We start from the raw sequence: 21,069 nt of genomic DNA, 5'->3' as shown, positions 1-21,069 counted from the left end.
CCATTTGTCAGTAATGACTATTGGTTTGGCTTTCTTATGTATATTATATTTTTTTGACATTTCTAACAGATGCATAGCAATGTTCATTATTTTTAAAATAGACAACACGTGACTTAGAGTCAATAGAATCTATATTGTGTCTATTGACGACAAAGCTATTATGACATCTGAAAAATCGCTCATCAAGTTGATCTAATTCTTTTAAATTGCCATAAAACTCAATTTGACGATTATCAAGATGTGCAATCAATCGATGCGATTTAGTAGATGATTCAAAGAACATAACATCATCATATTGGACATAAATCGAATTACTTCCACGTTTTAATTCAATTGTTTCAACACTACTTTCTTTTGAAAGAAGCTTCAATCTTGATTCTGAAGTTTCAAGACAGTCAATAATTCTTGATTTTAATTCATCTGGATCATCTTTAAAAATGAAATCCATCGCGGCTACCTTATAGACAAATGTTAGGTAAGTTAACTCACTGTGACTTGTAACAAAGATGATATTACCTACAGGATCATGTTTACGAATCTCACTAGCAAGTTTGATACCATTAATATCAGCTTCAAGCTGAATATCTAAAAAATAACACCCAATATCATTGAGGTTCTTAGAGCGTTCTAAGATGTCATAAGGATCAGCAGTGGCAACTTCGATTTCCATTGGCTTTTCTTCAATCATGATGTAGTTATTAATAATAGAAACCATGTGCTCACGTTGTCTTTCATCATCTTCACAAATGAATATTTTCATAGTTACACATCCTTATGAATCAGAATTTAAAATTTCTACCTTTTGGATAAAGTAGTTATTATCAATGGTTGTATCTAATAAAACATTTGTTGTGGAATCCGTCAATTCCTTCAGAGTAGATAAACCGAGACCACGATTCTTTCCTTTTGTAGAAAAGTTTTCTTGGAAAAGGGTATGAACTTTTGGCATATTTGGTTCGCATTTATTCATAACGATGAACATAACAGAATCATCTTCGTTTTTAATAAACGCGATACGTATCAATGGGTCATCTTCAATTTTTTCTGAAGCTTCTATCGCATTATCCAGTATAATACCAATAATTCTACTTAAATTAATCGTTGGCATTTCAATTTTTTCAATTGGGTCAGGTACCTCTATACTGATACGGATACTTTTTTCTTGTGCTTGTAATATCTTTGTTGTTAGCAGTCCTTTAATTTCTCGAATATGTAAGTTCTCAAGACCATTGATTTTAATTGCATTCATTTGCATGCTATCTTGCATTGGAAGTATTTCAGATCGAAAATACTTTCTAAGTCCATCCATATCTTCTTCTCTAATAAAATCAGATAAAGTAGATAAGATGTTGACATAGTCATGTCTGAATTTGCGCATCTCATGGTTAATTTTTTCAATTTGTAATGTGTATTTATAATAATTCTCAATTTCTTGCATATTACGTTTGTATTGTATTTGGCGAATAATGCTAAAAGAAATTGTAATGATAAGAATAGCAGTGGTGATAATGACAACTGCATACATAATTGAAATGAATTTTGCATCACCAAAAGACATCTCTCTATTAGGTAAATAAAAGTAAATTAGACCTAAGATAGTTAATAAAAATAGGCTAACTAATGTTAAATATATTTTATTTAACGATAAGTCTGAAACTGATAATTGTTTAATAAAGAATTTTGCTATATAAGCGTAAATTATGGAGAATATAGTGAATGAAATAGCTACAAATAGCATATAAACACTATCAATACCAATTGCATTTACAATCACACTACTTAACCATAAACTTGTAAAGTTAGCCATGTATAAAATGAAAAAACAGATTAATGAAGTAACAACTCCTATAAATTTGTTTTTATAATACATAAGAATTGTACTTGTAAAAAATAAAAATATAACAGATGCAGAAGAAAAAATAAAAAACAAAATGGTTGAAGGGATTATTATTCCAATAATTGAAATAAAATCCCTTTTAGTATAGCGGATGCCGCTAATAAGTTTCATATTGTAAAATATAATAATTGCTTGTAATAATGAGAAAAACAAAGAATAAAAAACTGCCATATTATACACACTTTCTACATAACTATTATTCGTAAAGATCTGTTAATTCTTTTGGAATTTCAGATTCATCAGTATAACCAAAACAAGGATTGATAGTAGATATTGAACCTATAGAAGCAAAGACTTTAGCGAAATAATTTGAAATAGATTTTGAAATAGATTTTGAAATAGATTTTATAACATTCATTATTAATAATCCTCCTTAGGGAAAAATATCGGGAACTGCAAAATAGATATAATCACAATACCTAATAACATTAATTGCTGGTAGGGCTCATTTAAAAAGAGCGAAATTAATAAAAAGATTAATGTTAAACATATTGCTTTAATTTTTTTGCCTCTTCTTAGTCGTTCAGGTATAGGTTGCTTTTTAGTAGCAGAAGGTGCATATATACTAATTATGATTAATCCAACTAGTGCTAAAGTATACATAATTAGAGATGACACTTGTACATACCCGACTATCCAAGGTAGTAAAACAAAATAAATTACACTTTGTATATAACAAAGTAAAGAATTCTTAGCGTGTGCGCCATGCGCAAAGTGTCTAATAAAAAAAAATGTTAAATGAACAGTTAGTGTGTATAAAAACATATGGCAAAGGAGTGAAACACCATAAATAACAATTGTTTTAAAGAAATTATTTACGACAACTTGCATACCTAAACGCATCTTTAAATATTCAATACGGTCCAAGTTATTTCGTTGTTGCAGTTGTTTAGCAAAATTGTCTATTTTAGCATCTATAAATTTTACCATGTTGGTTTCTCTCCTTACTCGTATTATACAATTGTAATTAAGTTTTATGCGTCTTATTGCTTAACTGTATATTTTGAATTCCTAACTGTTTGAAAATCTTATCTGACTAATTTTATCATATTTTTAAAAACATTTAGGCACGAATTTTGTCGAGTTAGGGAATTTTTAACTCTAAGTAGAAAAATCATGGTTAAATGTACTTGTATCACAAAGAAGTGATTACATTTTACAAATCATTTAATCAAATTTTGTTTGAAATTTTTGTTTGAATGATGAAGTTGGTTAGACTTTTGAGCAGGGGTCTAATGAACACACTAATCTTTGTAACTGTACTTTCTTCGTATAGTTATTATAGTTACACAATTAGTACTCGTTTTTTCAATTAATTGATTACAAACAAGAGGAGGCTGATGTAGTGACAAACCATTTCTCAGCAGTAATTAGTGATTTCGTAAAATAATACTTTCAGGTACACAACGCGCTTAAGCAAATTAAGCAATCCCTAATTTGAATTTGTAGAACATTCCCAGTCTCAATTCAAATATCATTTTAACATTGTCTATAACAGAGACAATTAAAGTTTTAACATGTAAGCTATCGTAAACATCATTCAATTTATCATTTTAAATCGGTAAATTCACTAAATTTTTTCATAATTAATAACATCCCCAAAAATAGATAGAGAAATAACTGTAAAAACATTCCCTTAATAATAAGTTACAAAAACCGTGAGTCCCTCCCAAGCTCACGGTTTTTTATTATTTATATAAATGTGGTCGTAAATTTTTAAACACTGGAATAGTGTCTCTTTGCTTGTCAACTTCCTCCAAATCAATTTCGCAAGTTATGTGGTCAGGTTTATAACCTAATTGTGACAATATTTCGCCATTAGGATTAATGACGATAGAATTACCTGCGTATTCCGTTTGACCATCATCTCCACATCCATTACATCCAATGACATACATATCATTTTCAATAGCACGTGCTTTTAATAGCGCAATCCAATGATCTAATCTGACTAATGGCCATTGTGCAACATAAAAAGCAATTTGTGCATCTTTACGTGCTGGATAACGTAATAATTCGGGGAAACGTAAATCGTAGCAAATGATTTGTGTGACTCTCGCACCATTCGATAAATTAAATGGCTCAGGCACAGCATTACCTGCATTTAAAAAGCTATGTTCATTCAACATGGGTACTAAGTGTACTTTATCGTAGTTATTTAAAAGTTTTCCGTATTTTGAAACGGCAAAGGCAGTATTATATACTTCATTACTTTTTGCATTTGAAACAGATCCAGCAATAACATCAACCTGATACTTTATTGCAAGTTTAGAAATAAACTCGTAACTACGAGACAATCGGCTATCAGATAATGCTTGAAGTTGTGGTAGGGCATATCCGTTATTCCACATTTCAGGTAATACAACGACATCTGTTTGTGATGTAACATAGTTAGAAAACCAAGTAGCAATTGTTTCTTCATTTAATTCTGTATTTGCTGGTTCTACTTTAAATTGAAAAATTTCTATATTCATATTAATCGCCCCTTAAAAGCTGTTTGTCCCAATATACTAAAAAAATTCTGATAACTCAAAATAAGCACTGTTTGAATAATTTATTTAATAAAAAAAACGAGGTTGGACAATATCATCTATGTCCGAACCTCGTTAATTTTATAGAAAACGATGAATCGCAGGTTAATTTATTATTTTCTAACTAAGAAACGATCTTTAACATCTTGGAATGCTTTTTCTCCAGCTTCGTCACGAATGTTACCAAATGGCATTTGTGCAACAAGTTTCCAAGTTTTAGGAATATCGAAAGCCTCTGTAACTGCAACATCTACCAGTGGGTTATAATGTTGTAAAGATGCTCCGATACCTTTTGTTCCTAATGCTGTCCAAACAGCAAATTGGTGCATTGCATTTGTTTGAGTTGACCAAACAGCAAAGTTTTCAGCATAGTTTGGCATTTGATTTTGTAATCCTTCAACAACGTCTTGGTCTTCAAAATAAAGAATTGTACCGTGCGAATGTTTGAAGTTATCAATTTTGTCAGCAGTTGCTTGGAATTCACGATCTGGACCCATTGTATTTTTAAGTTCTCTTTTAGTAATGTCCCAAAATTTATCATGATTATCATTTAATAATAAAACGATACGTGTAGATTGTGAGTTAAATGAAGATGGTACATGTTTAATGGCATGTTCAATAATATCCTCAACTTCTTTATCAGATATAGAAATTTCTTTTTCTAAACTGTAAATAGAACGTCTTGTTTCAATTGCATTTTGAAAAGTTTCTAATGTTGAAGCATTTTTTGTAAATAATCCCATGTGAAAAATCTCCTTCAAGTCAATTTATTTTATATACCTAGTATAATTATTATATCTTGATTTGTAAATAGATTTTACATAAAATTTCAAAAGTATTAATATTTTCTTTCAAAAACCAACTTTTAATGAAAAAGTATAGTATTTTCTATATACTGTACATAAATATATTTGTTTTTTAATGGAGGTGATGATGTGAAGCGGTATAATACTCATAAATTTGTGATATCAAGTTTTGCTATTGCTTTAAGTACGTCTATAGTTGCGCACCCGACACAAGCAATAGAACAGCAAGAAAATGAATTAGATAAAAATGCGCAAAATAATAGTTCATCAGTTATTAAGGATGATAATGATGTATTAACTAAAAATAGTAAAAATACAAATAAAAATGATCAAAGCAGTGATGTAGACCGTTCTAATAATGTGTCACTTCCTAGCAATCAAAAAGTATTTGATAGTCAAACTAGAGCAACTGAGCAAACAGATAACACGAGTGAAGTGAATGACGAAGAACGATCAACCGGAGATCCAAATAAACAAAACGAAAAAGAAGATAAACAGTCAGCCGAAGATCCAGATAAACAAAATGGAAAAGAAGATAAACAATCAACAGAAGATCCAGATAAGCAAAATAATCAAGATGGCAGTGATGGAGAATCAGGAGATTCAGAGGATTCCAATAACCAAGGTGGAGGGAGCAAAGAACCGAACTACTCAGGCGGTAGTGGTGGCGGATCAGGTAAGCCAGACAACTCAAATGAAGATGGTGGAGGGAGCAAAGAACCGAACCACTCAGGCGGTAGTGGTGGCGGATCAGGAAAGCCAGACAACTCAAATGAAGATGGCGGAGGAAGCGAAGAACCGAACCACTCAGGCGGTAGTGGTGGCGGATCAGGTAAGCCAGACAACTCAAATGAAGATGGTGGAGGGAGCGAAGAACCACAACAACCAAATGGCAGTGGTGGTGGATCAGGAAAACCACAAAAACCCAATAAGCATGGTGAAGGAAATGGAAAGCCAGAACAGCCAAACAAGGGCAATGGAACTACTGAAAAGCCAGAGAAACCTAATAATTCAGGTGGCAACGCTTATACACCAAGTAATTCAAATAAATCTAGTAATGAGACTGGCAACGCATCGAGCACAGAAACAAATAATCGTGACAGTGTAAATAGAACACATCGCTCAAGTACGCAAAATGATTCAAATAGTCAATCAAATAATGGGAAAAATAGCTCGAATTCGAATAATATAGATCAGCCGTCTATGAATCAAACAACAGAAAATAACCAAAATAGGGAATCGAATGAACACCAATTAATGAATCGATTTAATCAAATGACAACCGGTTCTTTTAAATACAATCCATTTGTATTAAATCAAGTTAAACAATTAGGTAGTAATAAAGAACAAGTTTCTGATAGTGAAATTTCCGCAGTTTTAAAAAAACAAAATTTCGCGGATAATGCATTTTTAAATGAATTACAAAAAGATACAAATTATTTTAAATTCCAATATTTTAATCCATTGAAATCAAGAGATTATTATAAAAATTTAGATAAACAAGTATTGGCTTTGATTACTGGTGATATTGGTTCTATGCCAGATTTGAAAAAACCAGAGAATAAAAATACTACAGGTAAATATGAATATCATACAAGTAGTGATGAAGAAATGACACATACGAAAGATAAAGAAGCCAGTGATACGATTCAAATGAAATTTGAAAGAACTTTATTTGCTTTAATCACAGCAATGCTTATTATTTTTGTTGGTGTGGTTATTGGCTACTTTGTTAGACGCAAGAATGACAAATTAAAATAAAAACAATAAAAGGGAAGTACGAACTAAATGAATCATACGTACTTCCCTTTGTATATTTACATTATTAAAAATAAAAGATTAAATATGAATGATGTTGATTCTTGTAGCTCTTTTATCTTTTCTGGTCCAATAAGTACTTGTATGATGACAACAAATCCATTTTGCATCATGTGCACTAAGATAGGAACCCAAATTCGTTTGGTATATACGTATAATGCAGCAAAAATGAAGCCCATACCAAAATAAATTATAAAAAATGATGGATCTGCGTGTGCTGCACTAAATATGATGGAACTTACAATGGCAGCAATTAAAAATTTTATCGTTTTATTTGCATTAATTAAATTGTAAATTTCACCAAAAATAACTTTTCTAAAAACAAACTCTTCAAGTATTGGTCCTACAATTGAAATTAATATGATAAATAGGGGTATTTCTTGTGCAACTTTCATCAGTCGCTCAGTATTTGGACTTGATTGAGGCGCACCAAATACGTACATATTAATCATGCCTGCAAGTATCTGATAAATCATAACAACGAAATAACCAACAATTGCCCAAACAATAACGTAACGTTTCTTTTCTTTTGTTTGTTGCTCTAATCGGGTAGGATTAGAAATAAAGTTATTGATTATAATTATTAAAATAGCAGCTATTATAAATAAACCAACTTGTGTGTATATGTTAGCAAAGACAAGTTCCTTGCTACTTAGATTGTTAAATAGGCCAGCCATATGTAATAAAATAACACCAAATTGTGCTAAACCATAAATAACTAATGTCAATATGGACACCCATAAACGAGACATAATGAACCTCCAAAAATTAAATGATACTTTATTTTATCGCAAAATCATCGTTTGTACAAAATTAAGAGGATAATGGTTTTAACTTGAAAAGTTGACCAAATTTGATTATTATAGAAAGTACATTAGCACTCATTAACTTAAAGTGCTAACATTTAAACTTTTGAGGAGGAACGAAAAATGTTAAAGCCATTAGGTAACCGAGTAATTATTCAAAAATCAGAACAAGAGCAAACAACTAAAAGTGGTATCGTATTAACTGATAGCGCTAAAGAGAAATCCAACGAAGGTACGATAATTGCAGTAGGTGCAGGACGTATTTTAAAAGATGGTTCTCGTGTTGCTCCTGAAGTAAACGAAGGCGACAAAGTAGTATTCCAACAATATGCTGGAACTGAAGTTAAACGAGGAGACGAAACATATTTAATCGTTAATGAAGAAGATATTTTAGCAATAATTGAATCTTAATATAAAAAAATTTTAAAAATAAACAATAATTATCATAGAAACAACATGGAGGTATATAAAATATGGCGAAAGATTTAAAATTCTCTGAAGACGCACGTCAATCAATGCTAAGAGGTGTAGATAAATTAGCAAATGCCGTTAAAGTTACAATCGGTCCTAAGGGGCGTAATGTTGTATTAGATAAAGAATATACATCACCACTCATCACTAATGATGGTGTTACAATTGCTAAAGAAATTGAATTAGAAGATCCTTATGAAAATATGGGTGCGAAACTAGTTCAAGAAGTAGCAAATAAAACAAATGAAATTGCTGGTGACGGTACGACAACAGCAACAGTGCTAGCACAAGCTATGATTCAAGAAGGTTTGAAAAACGTAACAAGTGGTGCAAACCCTGTTGGTTTAAGACAAGGTATTGATAAAGCTGTAGAAGTAGCAATTGAGGCATTACATGAAATTTCACAAAATGTAGATAATAAAAATGAAATTGCACAAGTTGGTTCTATTTCAGCTGCAGATGAAGAAATTGGTAAATACATTTCTGAAGCAATGGAAAAAGTAGGTAATGATGGTGTCATCACTATTGAAGAGTCTAGTGGTTTTAATACAGAATTAGAAGTAGTAGAAGGTATGCAATTTGACCGAGGTTATCAATCACCATATATGGTGACTGACTCAGATAAAATGGTCGCTGATCTTGAAAGACCATATATTTTAATTACTGATAAAAAGATTTCATCATTCCAAGACATCTTACCGTTATTAGAACAAGTCGTACAATCAAATCGTCCTATCTTAATTGTTGCTGATGACGTTGAAGGCGATGCATTAACTAATATCGTGCTTAACCGTATGCGTGGCACATTTACTGCTGTTGCAGTGAAAGCACCAGGATTTGGCGATCGTCGTAAAGCAATGTTAGAAGATTTAGCTATCTTAACAGGTGCACAAGTAATTACGGATGACTTAGGTTTAGAATTAAAAGAAGCGACTATGGATATGTTAGGTACTGCAAATAAAGCTGAAATTACAAAAGACAACACAACAGTTGTTGACGGTGATGGAGATCAAAACAGTATCGATGCACGTGTGAGCCAAATTAAAGCTCAAATTGAAGAAACTGATTCTGAATTTGACAAAGAAAAATTACAAGAGCGCTTAGCTAAATTAGCTGGTGGCGTTGCAGTAATTAAAGTTGGTGCAGCAAGTGAAACAGAATTAAAAGAACGTAAATTACGTATTGAAGATGCATTAAACTCTACTAGAGCTGCAGTTGAAGAAGGTATTGTAGCTGGTGGTGGTACTGCATTTATGAATATTTATGAAAAAGTAGCTAAAATTGAAGCAGAAGGCGACATTGCTACTGGTATTAATATTGTCTTAAAAGCTTTAGAAGCACCAGTTCGTCAAATTGCTGAAAATGCTGGACTAGAAGGTTCAATTATTGTTGAACGACTAAAAAATGCTGATATAGGTGTTGGTTTTAATGCTGCGACAAATGAATGGGTGAATATGTTAGAAGCAGGTATCGTAGATCCAACGAAAGTGACACGTTCATCACTTCAACATGCTGCAAGTGTGGCAGCTATGTTCCTTACTACAGAAGCAGTTGTTGCTAATATTCCAGAAGAAAGTAACAATGATTCACAAGCAGGTATGGGTGGCATGCCAGGTATGATGTAAAATAGCATTCAAACACTGATTTGAAGGCATTTAAAAGTCATAAATAACATCATATTGACATAAAAATTTAAAATAATTCATTAGAGACGTTTTCCATTAGGGCACTCAACCCTTTGGAAAGCGTCTTTTTAGTTTCCTAATTGTTATTTGAAACGGACGTTGATTATTTTCGGTTAATCCTTGTGATATAATTGTCCATGTATTTCAATAATACTAAATCAATATCAATTAAAATGATGTCATGCATGTGTCTGTGTTGCATTGAAAAGTAATTAGTTAGATAATTATATATATAATGATTACATAGGGTGAATATAGATGAATGAAATTTTTGTTTTTATAATAGAAACGAATGATGGGAATGTATTTCGCGAGTATGTAGAAAATGTTTTAGAAATCGATGAAAGATTAGCTTTGGAACGATTTGAAAAAGCAATTAGAAAACATCGTTATTTTTATTTAAAAGATAGTGGCAGATATATAAATGTTAGTCATATAATATCAATAAAAGTAGAAATAATGTAAAACTCATCCATTTTTAACTAACCTTTGTATGTTTATTGATAACTATCATTTAACTTTAAAAATTTAATGTATTATTTTATTTATGCTTTCCATAAGTTTTACACTTTTGGGAAGCGTTTTTAGTTTGAATAATGATTTATAATGTGATTGTTTCATATGTTAAAATAAACCCAAATGATTATTAGGAGCGACGTAATGACTAGAAAAACAACTTTTTTAAAAGCGATTGACCAACTTTATGAAACTGCACACTTATTAAATCAATATGAAAATATACCGAGAAAATATGGTACAGATGATGAATTGTATATGGTCGAAGCACATATGATTAATCTGATTGGTGTCAATAAGGTAATGAATATATCTGAAATTGCTAAACAAATGAATAGAACTAAAAGCGCGGCTTCACAAAAAATAACAAGGCTTGTTCAAAAAGGCTTAGTTGTTAAAAATAAAAGTACACATAGTTCTAGAGAAGTCAGTATCGAATTAACTGATAAAGGCGAAAAAGTATTTCAATATCATCAGGCATTAGATAGTAACGTTTATAACACTTATTTAGAAAAACTAGAAACATATGATACTAAAGATTTTGAAAACATTGAGCATTTTTTAAACATGATAAGTGAAAACTTAAATTATTTAATAAATGATACACGAACTCATTAACCTATATATTAAAAGATAGACACTACAATTAATCCAAATTTTTAACCAAATTAAACCATTGTATGCCGCCATGTTTAGATTCAGAAACGCCATAATTTAAATAGCTATATTGTTCGTAAAAAGAAATCAAAGAAGCTTTGCAAGTTAATGTTATACCTTGACGTTCATGTTCTATTGCAAGATGTTCTAAATGATCCAATAATTTTCCTGCAAGACCTTGGTTTCTATAACTTTCACCTACAACCAGCCCTAAAATAGCGATATAGCCGCCATGGGGAGGGTTCTTTGTAGTTTCATCAAATAAATCATCAGTGATAAAAGCTTGATTAATAACAGGACCATTGACATAGCCAGCGATTTCGCCATCATATTCTGCTACGATAAATGTATCTTTGATAACATTAATTCTATTAATAAGTGCTTCTTTTGAAGCGGCTTCTTCAGATGAAAAACCCTTATTCTCAATTTGTAAAATAGTATTCAAGTCACGCATAGCCACAGTTCTGAAATGATACATTAATGATTCCTCACTTTATTTTTGAATTTTTGAAATTAAAAATAGTTTAGCACCTTAACTATTTTCCGTCAAATATTAAAAATATGTATAGAAATTTGGTTATATAACAAATATTAAGTGTCAATGAGTCGTATCGTTCATATTAAGAAAATAAAATTTCAATATATAAGATAAGGGATTACATTTGTTATATGAATAATCTTTTAACGATTTGGGTAAAGTAAGTAGGTATAATTAGTAACGGTTCTTATACAAGTGTGATAAGTTTCTAATATTTTATAAGAAAAGGAGATAAATTATGACAAAACCAACAGTGTATGAGGTTCTTGATTCAGGAGTGAATTATCTGTTATCAGGTTACGATAATTGGAGTAATGAACAGGTATTAGACGATAAAATTGACGCTTTTCCTAATACAATTCACTGGCAATATGGGCATGTGCTAACGATTTTTGAAAGTGTATTGTCATTATGTGAACAAAATGAAGTTGATATTGCTAAGTATACAAATTTATTTGGATATGGTTCTTCACCTGAAAAATGGGGAGATAGTGACGTACCTACAATTGATGAAATATTTAAACACATTAGAACATTACCTGAACGTGCTCGCAAACTTACAGATGAACAATTAGAACAAGAGCTTACTGAAACAATAGCTGGTTGTAGTACATTAAATGAATTATTAGTTCTCAATGCGATTCATATTCCGTTACACGCTGGAAAAATAGAAGAAATGTCGCGTGTACTTAAACAACAACAATAAAAAAATGGAGCGTGTCTGATGTGACATGCTCCATTTTTTTAACTATATTATTTTTGTAACTCAGCAATGGCTTTTGCAATAGAATCAAATACATGTGGAATATCATCTTTTTCAACACAACTAAATGCAATTCTAATATCAGTATCGTTAAGTGCGATGATACCGATAGAATAGTTATTGATAAGATGAAGTCGTAATTGTTCAGGATCTACATCATAAACTTTTAAAGCCATGAAATAACCAGAATTAAAGTCGTAAGCTTTCCAGTAGGATGCATATTGTGGGTCATAAACCACTGCTTTTGTAACTTCGTATCTCGCTTGTAGCGTATCAATATTTTCTTGAATCTCTTTGTCGAAAGTTTCAGGATGCTCTAATACATATTTCACTGCACTTTGTGAAGGCATAGGTCCGCTAGATATATTACTTCTGATTAGTCCTTTAACTTTTGCTTCTAGGACTTGTTTTGTTGTTTCATTGGATACACCAAAGCTCATAAAACCTACACGTAATCCCCAAGCGAAGAACTCTTTCGTTGCACCATCTAATCTGATAGGTAATAAATTATCTAAATGCAAGTTTGTTAGTGCAGTAAATAATGATTGTGTATAAACATCTTCATAGAATAAGCCGTAATAAGCATCATCTACTAAAGCAATTACATTGGTACCACGTTTAGCTAATGCTTGAATTGCTTCAACTATTGTTTTTACTTCATCTTTTGTAGGTGTATAGCCTGTTGGGTTATTTGGATAATTTAAAATTAACATCACTTTATCTTTTGTATAATTTTCTAAAGTTGCAATTAAGTTTTCTGTCGTAAAGTGTCCTGACTCATCAAAAATATCATAAGTTTCGATATCCGCACTATGTCTCGTACTATAAACTAATTTATAATTTCCCCAATTGTGCGTTGGTAATAAAATCGTATCGCCACTATCAATAAACATATCTGCAACGAGTGATAAACCATGTGTTAACGCATTTGTAAGTATTGGTCTTGTCATATCAGTTGCATTTAATTCAGGATTTTCTTTTAGCATTTTCTGCTGCCATAAATCGCGTAGAGATTCTATACCTTGTGGTGGGGCATATGGAAAGATTTCATCTGGTTCTAAGTTTGTAAAAACGTCATTAAGCGTGTCAGCATACATCTTGCTATGCTTATATGTTGCCATACCAATTGTAGCATTATATTGAGTAGATTTTGCTTCAGCAGATTGAGATAAAATGCCTTTTGGATAATACATTAATTTTCCTAGGTCAGATAACATATCTGCAATTTCAGGGTTTGATTTAGATAATTGTTCATTTAAATCTAAAGCTAAAGGATTCATATGTGGGTCAACCTCTCTTTTACTTTTTCAATGATACCTTTATATTATCTTGAAATAGCTTAAAATTAAAGCTTAGTGGCTATATTAAATTAAAATTTAAAAAATCTATACATTTATACGAACACACGTTCTGTTTTGTGTTAGAATGTGGATAGGCCATCGAATTCCTACATGGTACTTTTTTCTGTGGGAGGTGTAATATGATCTCGTGGTGGCAAGAAATAATTACAACTTTATTAACAGGTAGCTTACTTGTTGTTTTTCGTGTTTGGTTAGAAAATAAATGGAATGACAAATAGGTGGCCTTACACAAAAAAACCCCAAGTCTGTTGGCCCAGACTTGGGGTTGTGTAATATAATCCGTGGATACATTTACAAGTTTATCATCCAGAACGAAATACTGCAATCAATTTATTTTACAGTTAACATAACTTATGATTAAAAAAATATAAGTTCTCAATTATAGGTTTTTAGTAATTATTGGTAAAATTTGATACAATAACATTGTTTGAGGTGAAGAGATGAAACATTTAACAAAGATATTTGTAATTATTGCAATCGTCTTGTTCATCGTTGGTTATTATTTACAGGCAACAGGACAAGAAGATTCTGGAATTAAATTACTTATTGCTGCAATTATGTTTATGATTTGTGCTTTTATTAATAGAAGCAATAATAGACGTAAGAAGAGAAATCAAAATCGAAAATAGAGTCAATAAAACTATAGTTAGTGTGGAGCTGAGTCGAATTTAGCAAAGCACTAGCTATATTTTTTTATATTTTAAAACGCAAAATGACTAATGACGAATTGCATTATCAAGTAAAATAATAAAGTGTATGTAATTATAAATTAACACTTTACAAACGTGTATATATTGTATATATTGCGTATATACAGTTGTAGGGGAGGACGTCCATGAAAATACTTTTAAAAAATAGTAGTGAACGACCTATTTATGAACAAATTAAGCAACAAATTAAAGAAAACATTTTAAAGGGCTATGTTGCACCAGGTGAGCATTTACCGTCTATGAGAGAATTAGCACATGATTTAAGTGTTAGCGTGATAACAACAAAGCGTGCATACGAAGATTTAGAAAAAGATGGCTTTGTTTATACTGTTAGAGGAAAAGGTACCTATGTTAAGGAACAAGATAATTCGATTTTAAAAGAAAAACAATTTATTGTTATTGAGTCATTAGCTAAATCAATGAGTAAAGAAGCTAAGACAATAGGCATGTCTTTATCTGAATTACAAGAAATCGTTGAGCTGATTTTTGAGGAGGACGAAGAATGAACGCGATAGAATTGAATGCTGTCAATTATCAGTATAAAGAATTCAAACTAAAGGACGTTTCTTTTCGAGTTCCTCAAGGATTTGTTACTGGATTTATTGGAGCTAATGGCGTTGGTAAAACGACAATCATTAGATTAATTATGGATCTTATAGAACCAGATGAAGGTGAAATTCGCTTATTTGATAAAAGAATGGATCGTCATGCAGTTGAAATAAAAAATAAAATTGGTTTTATTTATTCAGAATTATATTTAAATGATAAGTGGAATGTTAAAAAAATTGAGTCTTATATTGCGCCTTTTTATAGTGAGTGGGATTATGAACGCTTTGATTTTTTTCTTGAAAAATTTAATTTACCTGTAAACAAGAAGATTAAAAGTTTTTCAACAGGTATGAAAATGAAACTATCCATAGCAATAGCATTTAGTCATCATGCAGAGCTATTTATACTTGATGAACCAACCTCTGGTCTCGATCCAATTGTTAGAAATGAAGTGTTAGATGTCATTCAAGAAGAATTAATTGATGAAAAAAATCCGTTTTTATTTCTACACATATCATTTCAGATTTGAAGAAAATTGCTGATTATCTGGTTTATATCAAGGATGGAGAAATCATTTTGAACCAATTTTCAGATGATATTCTAAATCAATATCAAATTGTTAAAGGCGACCCAAATCAACTAGATAATGAATTGATTGATTTAACGCATTACATTGAATATAATCATACGGGTTTTACAGCACTTACGACACATGCTAATGTGTTTAAAGAACTATTTGGTAGTGATGTGGCAATAACGAATCCAACCATCGAAGAACTAATGGTTTACCTCGAAAAAGGGCAACGAAAACATAAACAGTATAGTGATGGAATTATATAGTGGGGAGGCCATTCGATGAAGAATTTACTAATTAGAAATATTAAACTACGTAAATGGACTATCGTTATTTATGCCGTATTATTATTAATATCTCCATTACAATTAATAATCGAAAATCATTCATTGCTTACAAGAATACTTTATTCTTTAGTTGCTATGATTTTACTATTTGTTTCTGTCCTTGATTCAGGACATGTATTTCGACTGAATAGTAAGTTAGGCCACTCAAATGCGTATGATTTTTTTGGTAGTTTGCCAGTATCCAAAAAGGATATGCTTAATGCAAACTATGTAACCTTAATTTTATTTACACTGATTGGGGCTGGAATATTATCACTTTCCCATATTCCTAATTCAAATTTTGCTGCTAGTGGCATTAGTATTGATGTTACTTTACCTTATTCATATATCGCAATTAATTTCTTTGCTATACCTATCGCATTTAAAAAATATTCCGAACAAAAATCTGAAAATATTTCTTATTTAATGTATTTGCTTGTGATGTTATTCATTATTCCAATTGTTGCAGTGCTTATAACATTAGCAGTATTACTCATATTCAAAATTAAGTTAACTGCACTTGATTATTTTGAGCCAGTTTTTAATTATGGCTTTTTAGGCTTAAGTATCATTTTTCTTATAGCTAATTATTTTATACAGTATAAAAAAGTAAATTAACTTTAAAAGGAGGCGCATTTATGCAATTAAAGAATATAACAAAAACATATGGAAATAATAATGTGCTTGACCATATTGATTTTGATTTTGGTCAAAGTCAGATTGTTGGTTTGATTGGTAAAAATGGTGTCGGAAAGACAACCTTAATGAAAGTCATGAATGGAAATATTATCAATTATAAAGGAGACGTCAAATTAGGTAATAAGCAAAATGTTGGTTACTTAATTGAACATCCTAAATTGTATGATAATAAAACAGGTTTATTTAATTTAAAACTTTTTGCTAATGTCCTTGGTAATGGTTTTGATAAAAAATATGCAGATCAAATTATCGATGCATTTGGTATGAGACCCTATGTTAAAAAGAAAGTTAAAAAATACTCTATGGGTATGAAACAAAAATTGGCCATAGCAGTTTCATTAATGAATAAACCAAAGTATTTAATTTTAGATGAACCAACAAATGGTATGGATCCGGATGGTTCAATTGATGTGCTTAAAACAATACAATCGCTTGTTAAAGACTTAGATATGAAAATTTTAATTTCTAGTCATAAACTTGAAGATATTGAATTGATTTGTGATAGAGCCGTATTTTTACGTGATGGTAAGTTCGTGCAAGATGTAAATATGAAAGAGGGCACAGCATCTGATTCTACAGTCATTATATTTGAAAATGAGGATTTTGAAGCTGGATTAGCCTTCTTAAAAGAGCAATATAATGTAGTACAAACGCAAGAAGCTAGTGGCGAAGTGATTATCAATGCACAACGCAGCTATAAAAAAGTACTAAAAGGTTTAGCAAGTGAATCTGTTTTCCCTAAATTTATTGAGACGCGTAAGAGTTCGTTACGTGATACTTACTTCAATATTAATCAGAAAGGTGGCCAATAATGAATAGTTTACAACTCGTAAAATATGATATGTATAGTATTTTTAAAAGTCCATTAACTTACTTAGCGTTACTTTTAACAATTTTACCATTGATTGGTTTTACAATATTATTTGTTCAACAATCAGATGAAATGAATGGTAATACATTACTCTCTATCGGTAGTTGGTTCTTTTCAATTATGGGCTTACTATTTGTAATAAAAACAATTACGCGTGATATTTCACAAGGTACAATTCAGCTTTATATGAATAAAACATCAAGCCGTATTGGTTATGTAATAGCTAAAGTAATTTCTATCATACTTATTGCGATACTGATTACAGCAGTTCTTGTGGGATTTGTACTTATTGTGCAAGGTGTAGTTGATGGGAAGAACATTACTACTAGTAAAGCTTTTGAATTACTATGGTTCTTCTTAATGTTCCATTTATTCTTTGGTTTATTACTTTATTTATTTTCACTTATTGTGCCTAAGACAGCACTTATTTTTACACTAGGCATATTTTTAGTATTAATTGTTCCTTTCGCAGAACCATTTTTACCAATGATTCCTAAAATTGGTGATAATATTCAAGATTCATTAAAGTATATACCTTTTAGTTATTTAACTTCAAAAACAACTTCTGGGGACTATACATTCACAAATTGGCAATGGTTTATTACTTCAGCTTCAATTGTAATTTTATTTATTGTAAATATTTTCTATGTTTCTAAGAAAGATATTTAAAATAATAACCGATAAGTAAGTCAATATATAAAAGACGTATGAATTTGCGGTTAGTCTCAGCATCATTCATACGTCTTTTTACTATTTAATGATTAATTTATCTAAAATGGAGTCATATACATATTTCCAAAGTTGAGAATCTGTTTTATAACGATTCGTCATAATTTTATGTGCTTCTGCAGACTTATCTTCAAAGGTAGGATCATCTTTTGAAGGGACATCTGAACGTGTATCTTCAACAAAATGTTGAACTTGTCTAGCACGGGGACCCCAAACCGTTTCTTGTTCAAAATTATCATTAAGGAATACAAAAATAGGTATTGAACGTGCAGTACCATTTGTTAAATACTGATCAATTAAATCAGTGTTCTCATCACGATGGAAAACGCGAACTTCTAAATTTAAAGCTTCACTAATATGTTTTAAGATAGGTACATTCATCATGGCATCGCCACACCAATCTTCCGTGATAACTAACACTTTTGAATAATTTAATGATTTAATTTTTTCAATACGATCATCATTTAATGGTAAAGAGAAAGAATTGTAAATAGATAAGACATTCTCTTTGTTTTCAGTCATGACCTCGATATATTGATCAAGTGGTTGACTGTTTTTGAAATATGTTTCTAAACTTGTCATAATATTTCCCCCTTTAGCTTATTAGATATTATTATATCAATTATTTTATATGAAAGAAAATTTTAAATACTTTGAAAAGTTATGCATTTTACGACATTCTTTTAAGATGAAAGAGACTATTGTGTATGCTATATTGATTAAGTAAATGGAGTTGAAGGAAAGTGAATTTTCATAAAATAAATAAATGGCTAGTATGGAGTGTTTTTATGTTAATGGGAATAGCTACATTATTCATTGTAAGTTACATAAAAAATGAACATACTACAGATTTATCTCGTATTACCATTGATGACATGCAATTAAATGCAAAAATAGACAAAGATAAATTTATAGAAGATGACGAAATTCTTTTAAAAAAACACAATTTATACACTAAACATAATCAACCTAATTTAGTATTTAAAGTGAATAAAGGTAATTCAAAAATAAAGGGTATGACATTAATTAAAAACACTGATGTTAATACAAACTTTGGTGGGAAAATTGAAGGGAATATTCAAGATGTTGTACATCATTTAGGAAGTAGCTATAAACAAAAGAAATTACGCGATGCCTATCGTTTAATGATATATTATGATAAAGATAATCATATAAAGTTATCTATTATATACAAACATGATAAAATAAAAAAGATTGAAGTTTACTCAAAATAATAATTAAAGAATGGTGATTTTATTGGATAATTACCATTCTTTAATTTTACATAATTTAAGAAATAGACTTTAGAATTTGAATGGTGGTAGATATTTTGGATAAAATCACTTTTTTAAATGAACTTGAACAAGAGCTCGATAATTTACCTAGGGCTGAGCGAGATAAAGTGATGTATGAATATGAACAATATTTTTTTGAGCAAGAAAGTGAAGGTAAAAATGAATATCAAATTATTGGGGCTTTAGAACCACCTAAAAAAATAGGTAAAGAAATAAATGCTAGAAGTGCAATTGTATCTGCTGAATACCGGACCAATGCTAGGACAATTTTAAGAGCAATCATGGCTTCGTTAGGTATGGGCATTTTATCCTTAGTGATTATACTGATTCCAATGATATTTGTCGGTGGATTTATGTTGATATTGTTATGTGCTGCAATGGTTTTAGTTATAAGTCCGTTACTCTTAATCATACATGGATTACTGAACAGTATGTTTAGTTTGGCTATTAGTAATTATTTATTTGCATTTGCATTTAGTGGTTTAGGTATTGTCTTATTTGTAATTATTGCGAAGTTGGCTGAACTGGTGTATCGATTAATATTAAAATATTTACGCTGGAATATTAGAACGATTAAAGGAAGTGCAGAAGAATGAAGAAATTATTTTTGAGTGGTTTTAGTTTGTTCATTGTCTGTTTTCTTCTAGGATGTATAACGTGGTTTGGCTTTGAAAAACAAAATAATAAAATTAATACCATAGATAAAAACATTACTGATAAATCGATCGACTCTTTAAATATAAAAGGGATATCAACTAAAGTTAATATCACAAAAGGTGACAAATTTACAGTGCGTTACAAGGGGCAAAATAAGGTAGATATCAATCAAGAAGGTAATGAGTTAAGTGTTCATGAAACCAATGAAAAAGTAGATAAGTACGGTTTGAATTTTAATCCCTTTAGGCAGATACATGCTGAAATTAATATCACAATGCCAAGTGAAAAAATGGATGATTTGTATGTTTCTAATAGAGTTAATAAAGTGAATATACAGAACTTAGATATCGAAAGTGCTAATTTATCAATGCCTGAAACTGGTGCAGCACGTGTTTTCATTAAGAATTCATCAATTAAAAAATTAATATACAGAGGTATAAAATCCACAGTTCACTTTAATAGCAGTGAGATCTTGAACGCAGATATAAAAACTAAAAATGCCAGTATTATCGGAAAGCAATCTCTAATTAAAGATTCGGTACTATCTGCGAAACAGGGTAATATCAATTTAAGTGATATGGATATTGACTCTGCTTTTAAAGCGTCAACACAACATGGGGATATAAAGATGTCGTACAATCAAGCACCGGATAATACTTTGCTGAAATTAAACCCAGAAAAAGGGAAAGCCAACGTTAATAACAAAACTTTTGCAAATGATAGAGTAGGCGCTGGTAATCATGTATTGGAATTCTATACATTAAATGGGGATATTTATATAAATTAAATGAGCGAGTGGGATAGAAATCA

General features: G+C 30.6%; 25 protein-coding genes and 1 pseudogene. 16 read left to right on the top strand and 10 right to left on the bottom strand.

Annotated elements, in window-relative coordinates:
- Window positions 1-43 precede the first annotated feature (43 nt).
- The 6 genes from agrA to L987_RS04590 all read right to left on the bottom strand — a co-directional run bounded on the left by agrA (window position 44) and on the right by L987_RS04590 (window position 5,171).
- Window positions 44-760 (bottom strand): quorum-sensing response regulator AgrA, encoded by a 717-nt coding sequence (gene agrA / locus L987_RS04615; RefSeq protein WP_002482781.1) that lies wholly within the window; start codon window positions 758-760, stop codon window positions 44-46.
- 12 nt (window positions 761-772) lie between these two features.
- Window positions 773-2,068, bottom strand: coding sequence for a quorum-sensing sensor histidine kinase AgrC (gene agrC / locus L987_RS04610; protein ID WP_011302728.1), 1,296 nt, complete (start codon window positions 2,066-2,068; stop codon window positions 773-775).
- 25 nt (window positions 2,069-2,093) lie between these two features.
- Window positions 2,094-2,255: a cyclic lactone autoinducer peptide AgrD gene (agrD, locus tag L987_RS04605; RefSeq protein ID WP_002482783.1), complete on the bottom strand. Its 162-nt coding sequence runs from the start codon at window positions 2,253-2,255 to the stop codon at window positions 2,094-2,096.
- Window positions 2,256-2,257: 2 nt separating this feature from the next.
- Window positions 2,258-2,827: an accessory gene regulator AgrB gene (locus tag L987_RS04600; protein WP_011302729.1), complete on the bottom strand. Its 570-nt coding sequence runs from the start codon at window positions 2,825-2,827 to the stop codon at window positions 2,258-2,260.
- Window positions 2,828-3,585: 758 nt separating this feature from the next.
- On the bottom strand, window positions 3,586-4,371 hold the full coding sequence (locus tag L987_RS04595) for a carbon-nitrogen family hydrolase (protein WP_047503251.1): 786 nt from the start codon (window positions 4,369-4,371) through the stop codon (window positions 3,586-3,588).
- A 170-nt stretch (window positions 4,372-4,541) separates the two neighbouring features.
- On the bottom strand, window positions 4,542-5,171 hold the full coding sequence (locus L987_RS04590) for a nitroreductase family protein (RefSeq protein ID WP_047503250.1): 630 nt from the start codon (window positions 5,169-5,171) through the stop codon (window positions 4,542-4,544).
- Window positions 5,172-5,390: 219 nt separating this feature from the next.
- On the opposite strand from L987_RS04590, the gene L987_RS04585 reads away from it, so the two are divergent.
- Window positions 5,391-6,995, top strand: coding sequence for an SdrH family protein (locus L987_RS04585; RefSeq protein ID WP_231558573.1), 1,605 nt, complete (start codon window positions 5,391-5,393; stop codon window positions 6,993-6,995).
- Between the two features lie 56 nt (window positions 6,996-7,051).
- Here L987_RS04585 and mroQ read toward each other — a convergent pair whose 3' ends face one another.
- Window positions 7,052-7,804, bottom strand: a complete 753-nt coding sequence (mroQ, locus tag L987_RS04580; protein ID WP_002482788.1) for an intramembrane glutamic endopeptidase MroQ — start codon at window positions 7,802-7,804, stop codon at window positions 7,052-7,054.
- A gap of 177 nt (window positions 7,805-7,981) precedes the next feature.
- Between mroQ and groES the strand changes: the two genes are divergently transcribed.
- From groES to L987_RS04560, 4 genes are all read left to right on the top strand, one after another.
- Window positions 7,982-8,269: a co-chaperone GroES gene (gene groES / locus L987_RS04575; protein WP_002482789.1), complete on the top strand. Its 288-nt coding sequence runs from the start codon at window positions 7,982-7,984 to the stop codon at window positions 8,267-8,269.
- A 62-nt stretch (window positions 8,270-8,331) separates the two neighbouring features.
- Window positions 8,332-9,954, top strand: a complete 1,623-nt coding sequence (groL, locus tag L987_RS04570; protein ID WP_047503246.1) for a chaperonin GroEL — start codon at window positions 8,332-8,334, stop codon at window positions 9,952-9,954.
- Window positions 9,955-10,272: 318 nt separating this feature from the next.
- The gene (locus tag L987_RS04565) at window positions 10,273-10,479 is read left to right on the top strand and encodes a hypothetical protein (RefSeq protein ID WP_011302733.1); all 207 of its coding nucleotides are present in this window, start codon (window positions 10,273-10,275) and stop codon (window positions 10,477-10,479) included.
- A gap of 195 nt (window positions 10,480-10,674) precedes the next feature.
- The gene (locus L987_RS04560) at window positions 10,675-11,148 is read left to right on the top strand and encodes a MarR family winged helix-turn-helix transcriptional regulator (protein ID WP_047503244.1); all 474 of its coding nucleotides are present in this window, start codon (window positions 10,675-10,677) and stop codon (window positions 11,146-11,148) included.
- A gap of 28 nt (window positions 11,149-11,176) precedes the next feature.
- On the opposite strand, the gene L987_RS04555 is transcribed toward L987_RS04560, so the two are convergent.
- Window positions 11,177-11,665 carry a GNAT family N-acetyltransferase gene (locus tag L987_RS04555; RefSeq protein ID WP_047503242.1) on the bottom strand — a complete coding sequence of 163 codons (489 nt, stop codon included), beginning with the start codon at window positions 11,663-11,665 and terminating at the stop codon, window positions 11,177-11,179.
- A gap of 298 nt (window positions 11,666-11,963) precedes the next feature.
- Between L987_RS04555 and L987_RS04550 the strand changes: the two genes are divergently transcribed.
- A complete protein-coding gene (locus L987_RS04550) occupies window positions 11,964-12,431 on the top strand; it encodes a bacillithiol transferase BstA (protein WP_002482793.1) in 468 nt (155 codons plus the stop codon).
- A gap of 47 nt (window positions 12,432-12,478) precedes the next feature.
- Here L987_RS04550 and L987_RS04545 read toward each other — a convergent pair whose 3' ends face one another.
- Window positions 12,479-13,768 (bottom strand): aminotransferase class I/II-fold pyridoxal phosphate-dependent enzyme, encoded by a 1,290-nt coding sequence (locus L987_RS04545; RefSeq protein WP_047503240.1) that lies wholly within the window; start codon window positions 13,766-13,768, stop codon window positions 12,479-12,481.
- A 203-nt stretch (window positions 13,769-13,971) separates the two neighbouring features.
- Between L987_RS04545 and L987_RS14090 the strand changes: the two genes are divergently transcribed.
- The 7 genes and pseudogenes from L987_RS14090 to pmtD all read left to right on the top strand — a co-directional run bounded on the left by L987_RS14090 (window position 13,972) and on the right by pmtD (window position 18,247).
- On the top strand, window positions 13,972-14,067 hold the full coding sequence (locus tag L987_RS14090; RefSeq protein ID WP_100217374.1) for a Trp-rich small protein: 96 nt from the start codon (window positions 13,972-13,974) through the stop codon (window positions 14,065-14,067).
- A 222-nt stretch (window positions 14,068-14,289) separates the two neighbouring features.
- Entirely contained in the window at window positions 14,290-14,478 is a 189-nt protein-coding gene (locus L987_RS04540) for an SE1626 family protein (RefSeq protein WP_002482795.1), read from the top strand.
- Between the two features lie 206 nt (window positions 14,479-14,684).
- Complete coding sequence (pmtR, locus tag L987_RS04535) at window positions 14,685-15,065, top strand: PSM export ABC transporter transcriptional regulator PmtR (RefSeq protein ID WP_011302738.1); 381 nt, start codon at window positions 14,685-14,687, stop codon at window positions 15,063-15,065.
- Window positions 15,062-15,948 (top strand): annotated as a pseudogene (pmtA, locus tag L987_RS13470) (phenol-soluble modulin export ABC transporter ATP-binding protein PmtA). The gene pmtR and the pseudogene pmtA overlap by 4 nt, the downstream one beginning before the upstream one ends.
- Before the next feature lie 15 nt (window positions 15,949-15,963).
- Window positions 15,964-16,626 (top strand): phenol-soluble modulin export ABC transporter permease subunit PmtB, encoded by a 663-nt coding sequence (pmtB, locus tag L987_RS04525; RefSeq protein ID WP_011302741.1) that lies wholly within the window; start codon window positions 15,964-15,966, stop codon window positions 16,624-16,626.
- 20 nt (window positions 16,627-16,646) lie between these two features.
- Window positions 16,647-17,519, top strand: a complete 873-nt coding sequence (pmtC, locus tag L987_RS04520) for a phenol-soluble modulin export ABC transporter ATP-binding protein PmtC (RefSeq protein ID WP_011302742.1) — start codon at window positions 16,647-16,649, stop codon at window positions 17,517-17,519.
- Complete coding sequence (gene pmtD, locus L987_RS04515; protein WP_011302743.1) at window positions 17,519-18,247, top strand: phenol-soluble modulin export ABC transporter permease subunit PmtD; 729 nt, start codon at window positions 17,519-17,521, stop codon at window positions 18,245-18,247. The genes pmtC and pmtD overlap by 1 nt, the downstream gene beginning before the upstream one ends.
- Window positions 18,248-18,328: 81 nt before the next feature.
- Here pmtD and L987_RS04510 read toward each other — a convergent pair whose 3' ends face one another.
- Window positions 18,329-18,889, bottom strand: coding sequence for a thioredoxin family protein (locus L987_RS04510; RefSeq protein WP_002482801.1), 561 nt, complete (start codon window positions 18,887-18,889; stop codon window positions 18,329-18,331).
- Between the two features lie 206 nt (window positions 18,890-19,095).
- Between L987_RS04510 and L987_RS04505 the strand changes: the two genes are divergently transcribed.
- The 3 genes from L987_RS04505 (at window position 19,096) to L987_RS04495 (ending at window position 21,046) form a co-directional block, all read left to right on the top strand.
- Window positions 19,096-19,542: a hypothetical protein gene (locus tag L987_RS04505; RefSeq protein ID WP_156676095.1), complete on the top strand. Its 447-nt coding sequence runs from the start codon at window positions 19,096-19,098 to the stop codon at window positions 19,540-19,542.
- Window positions 19,543-19,637: 95 nt separating this feature from the next.
- Window positions 19,638-20,198 (top strand): HAAS signaling domain-containing protein, encoded by a 561-nt coding sequence (locus tag L987_RS04500; protein ID WP_011302746.1) that lies wholly within the window; start codon window positions 19,638-19,640, stop codon window positions 20,196-20,198.
- The gene (locus tag L987_RS04495; RefSeq protein ID WP_047503239.1) at window positions 20,195-21,046 is read left to right on the top strand and encodes a DUF4097 family beta strand repeat-containing protein; all 852 of its coding nucleotides are present in this window, start codon (window positions 20,195-20,197) and stop codon (window positions 21,044-21,046) included. The genes L987_RS04500 and L987_RS04495 overlap by 4 nt, the downstream gene beginning before the upstream one ends.
- The last annotated feature ends 23 nt before the right edge of the window (window positions 21,047-21,069 follow it).

This window comes from Staphylococcus sp. ZWU0021 (assembly GCF_000798895.1).
GTDB classification, from domain to species: domain Bacteria; phylum Bacillota; class Bacilli; order Staphylococcales; family Staphylococcaceae; genus Staphylococcus; species Staphylococcus saprophyticus.
This window is presented reverse-complemented; position numbering and strand designations above follow the sequence as displayed.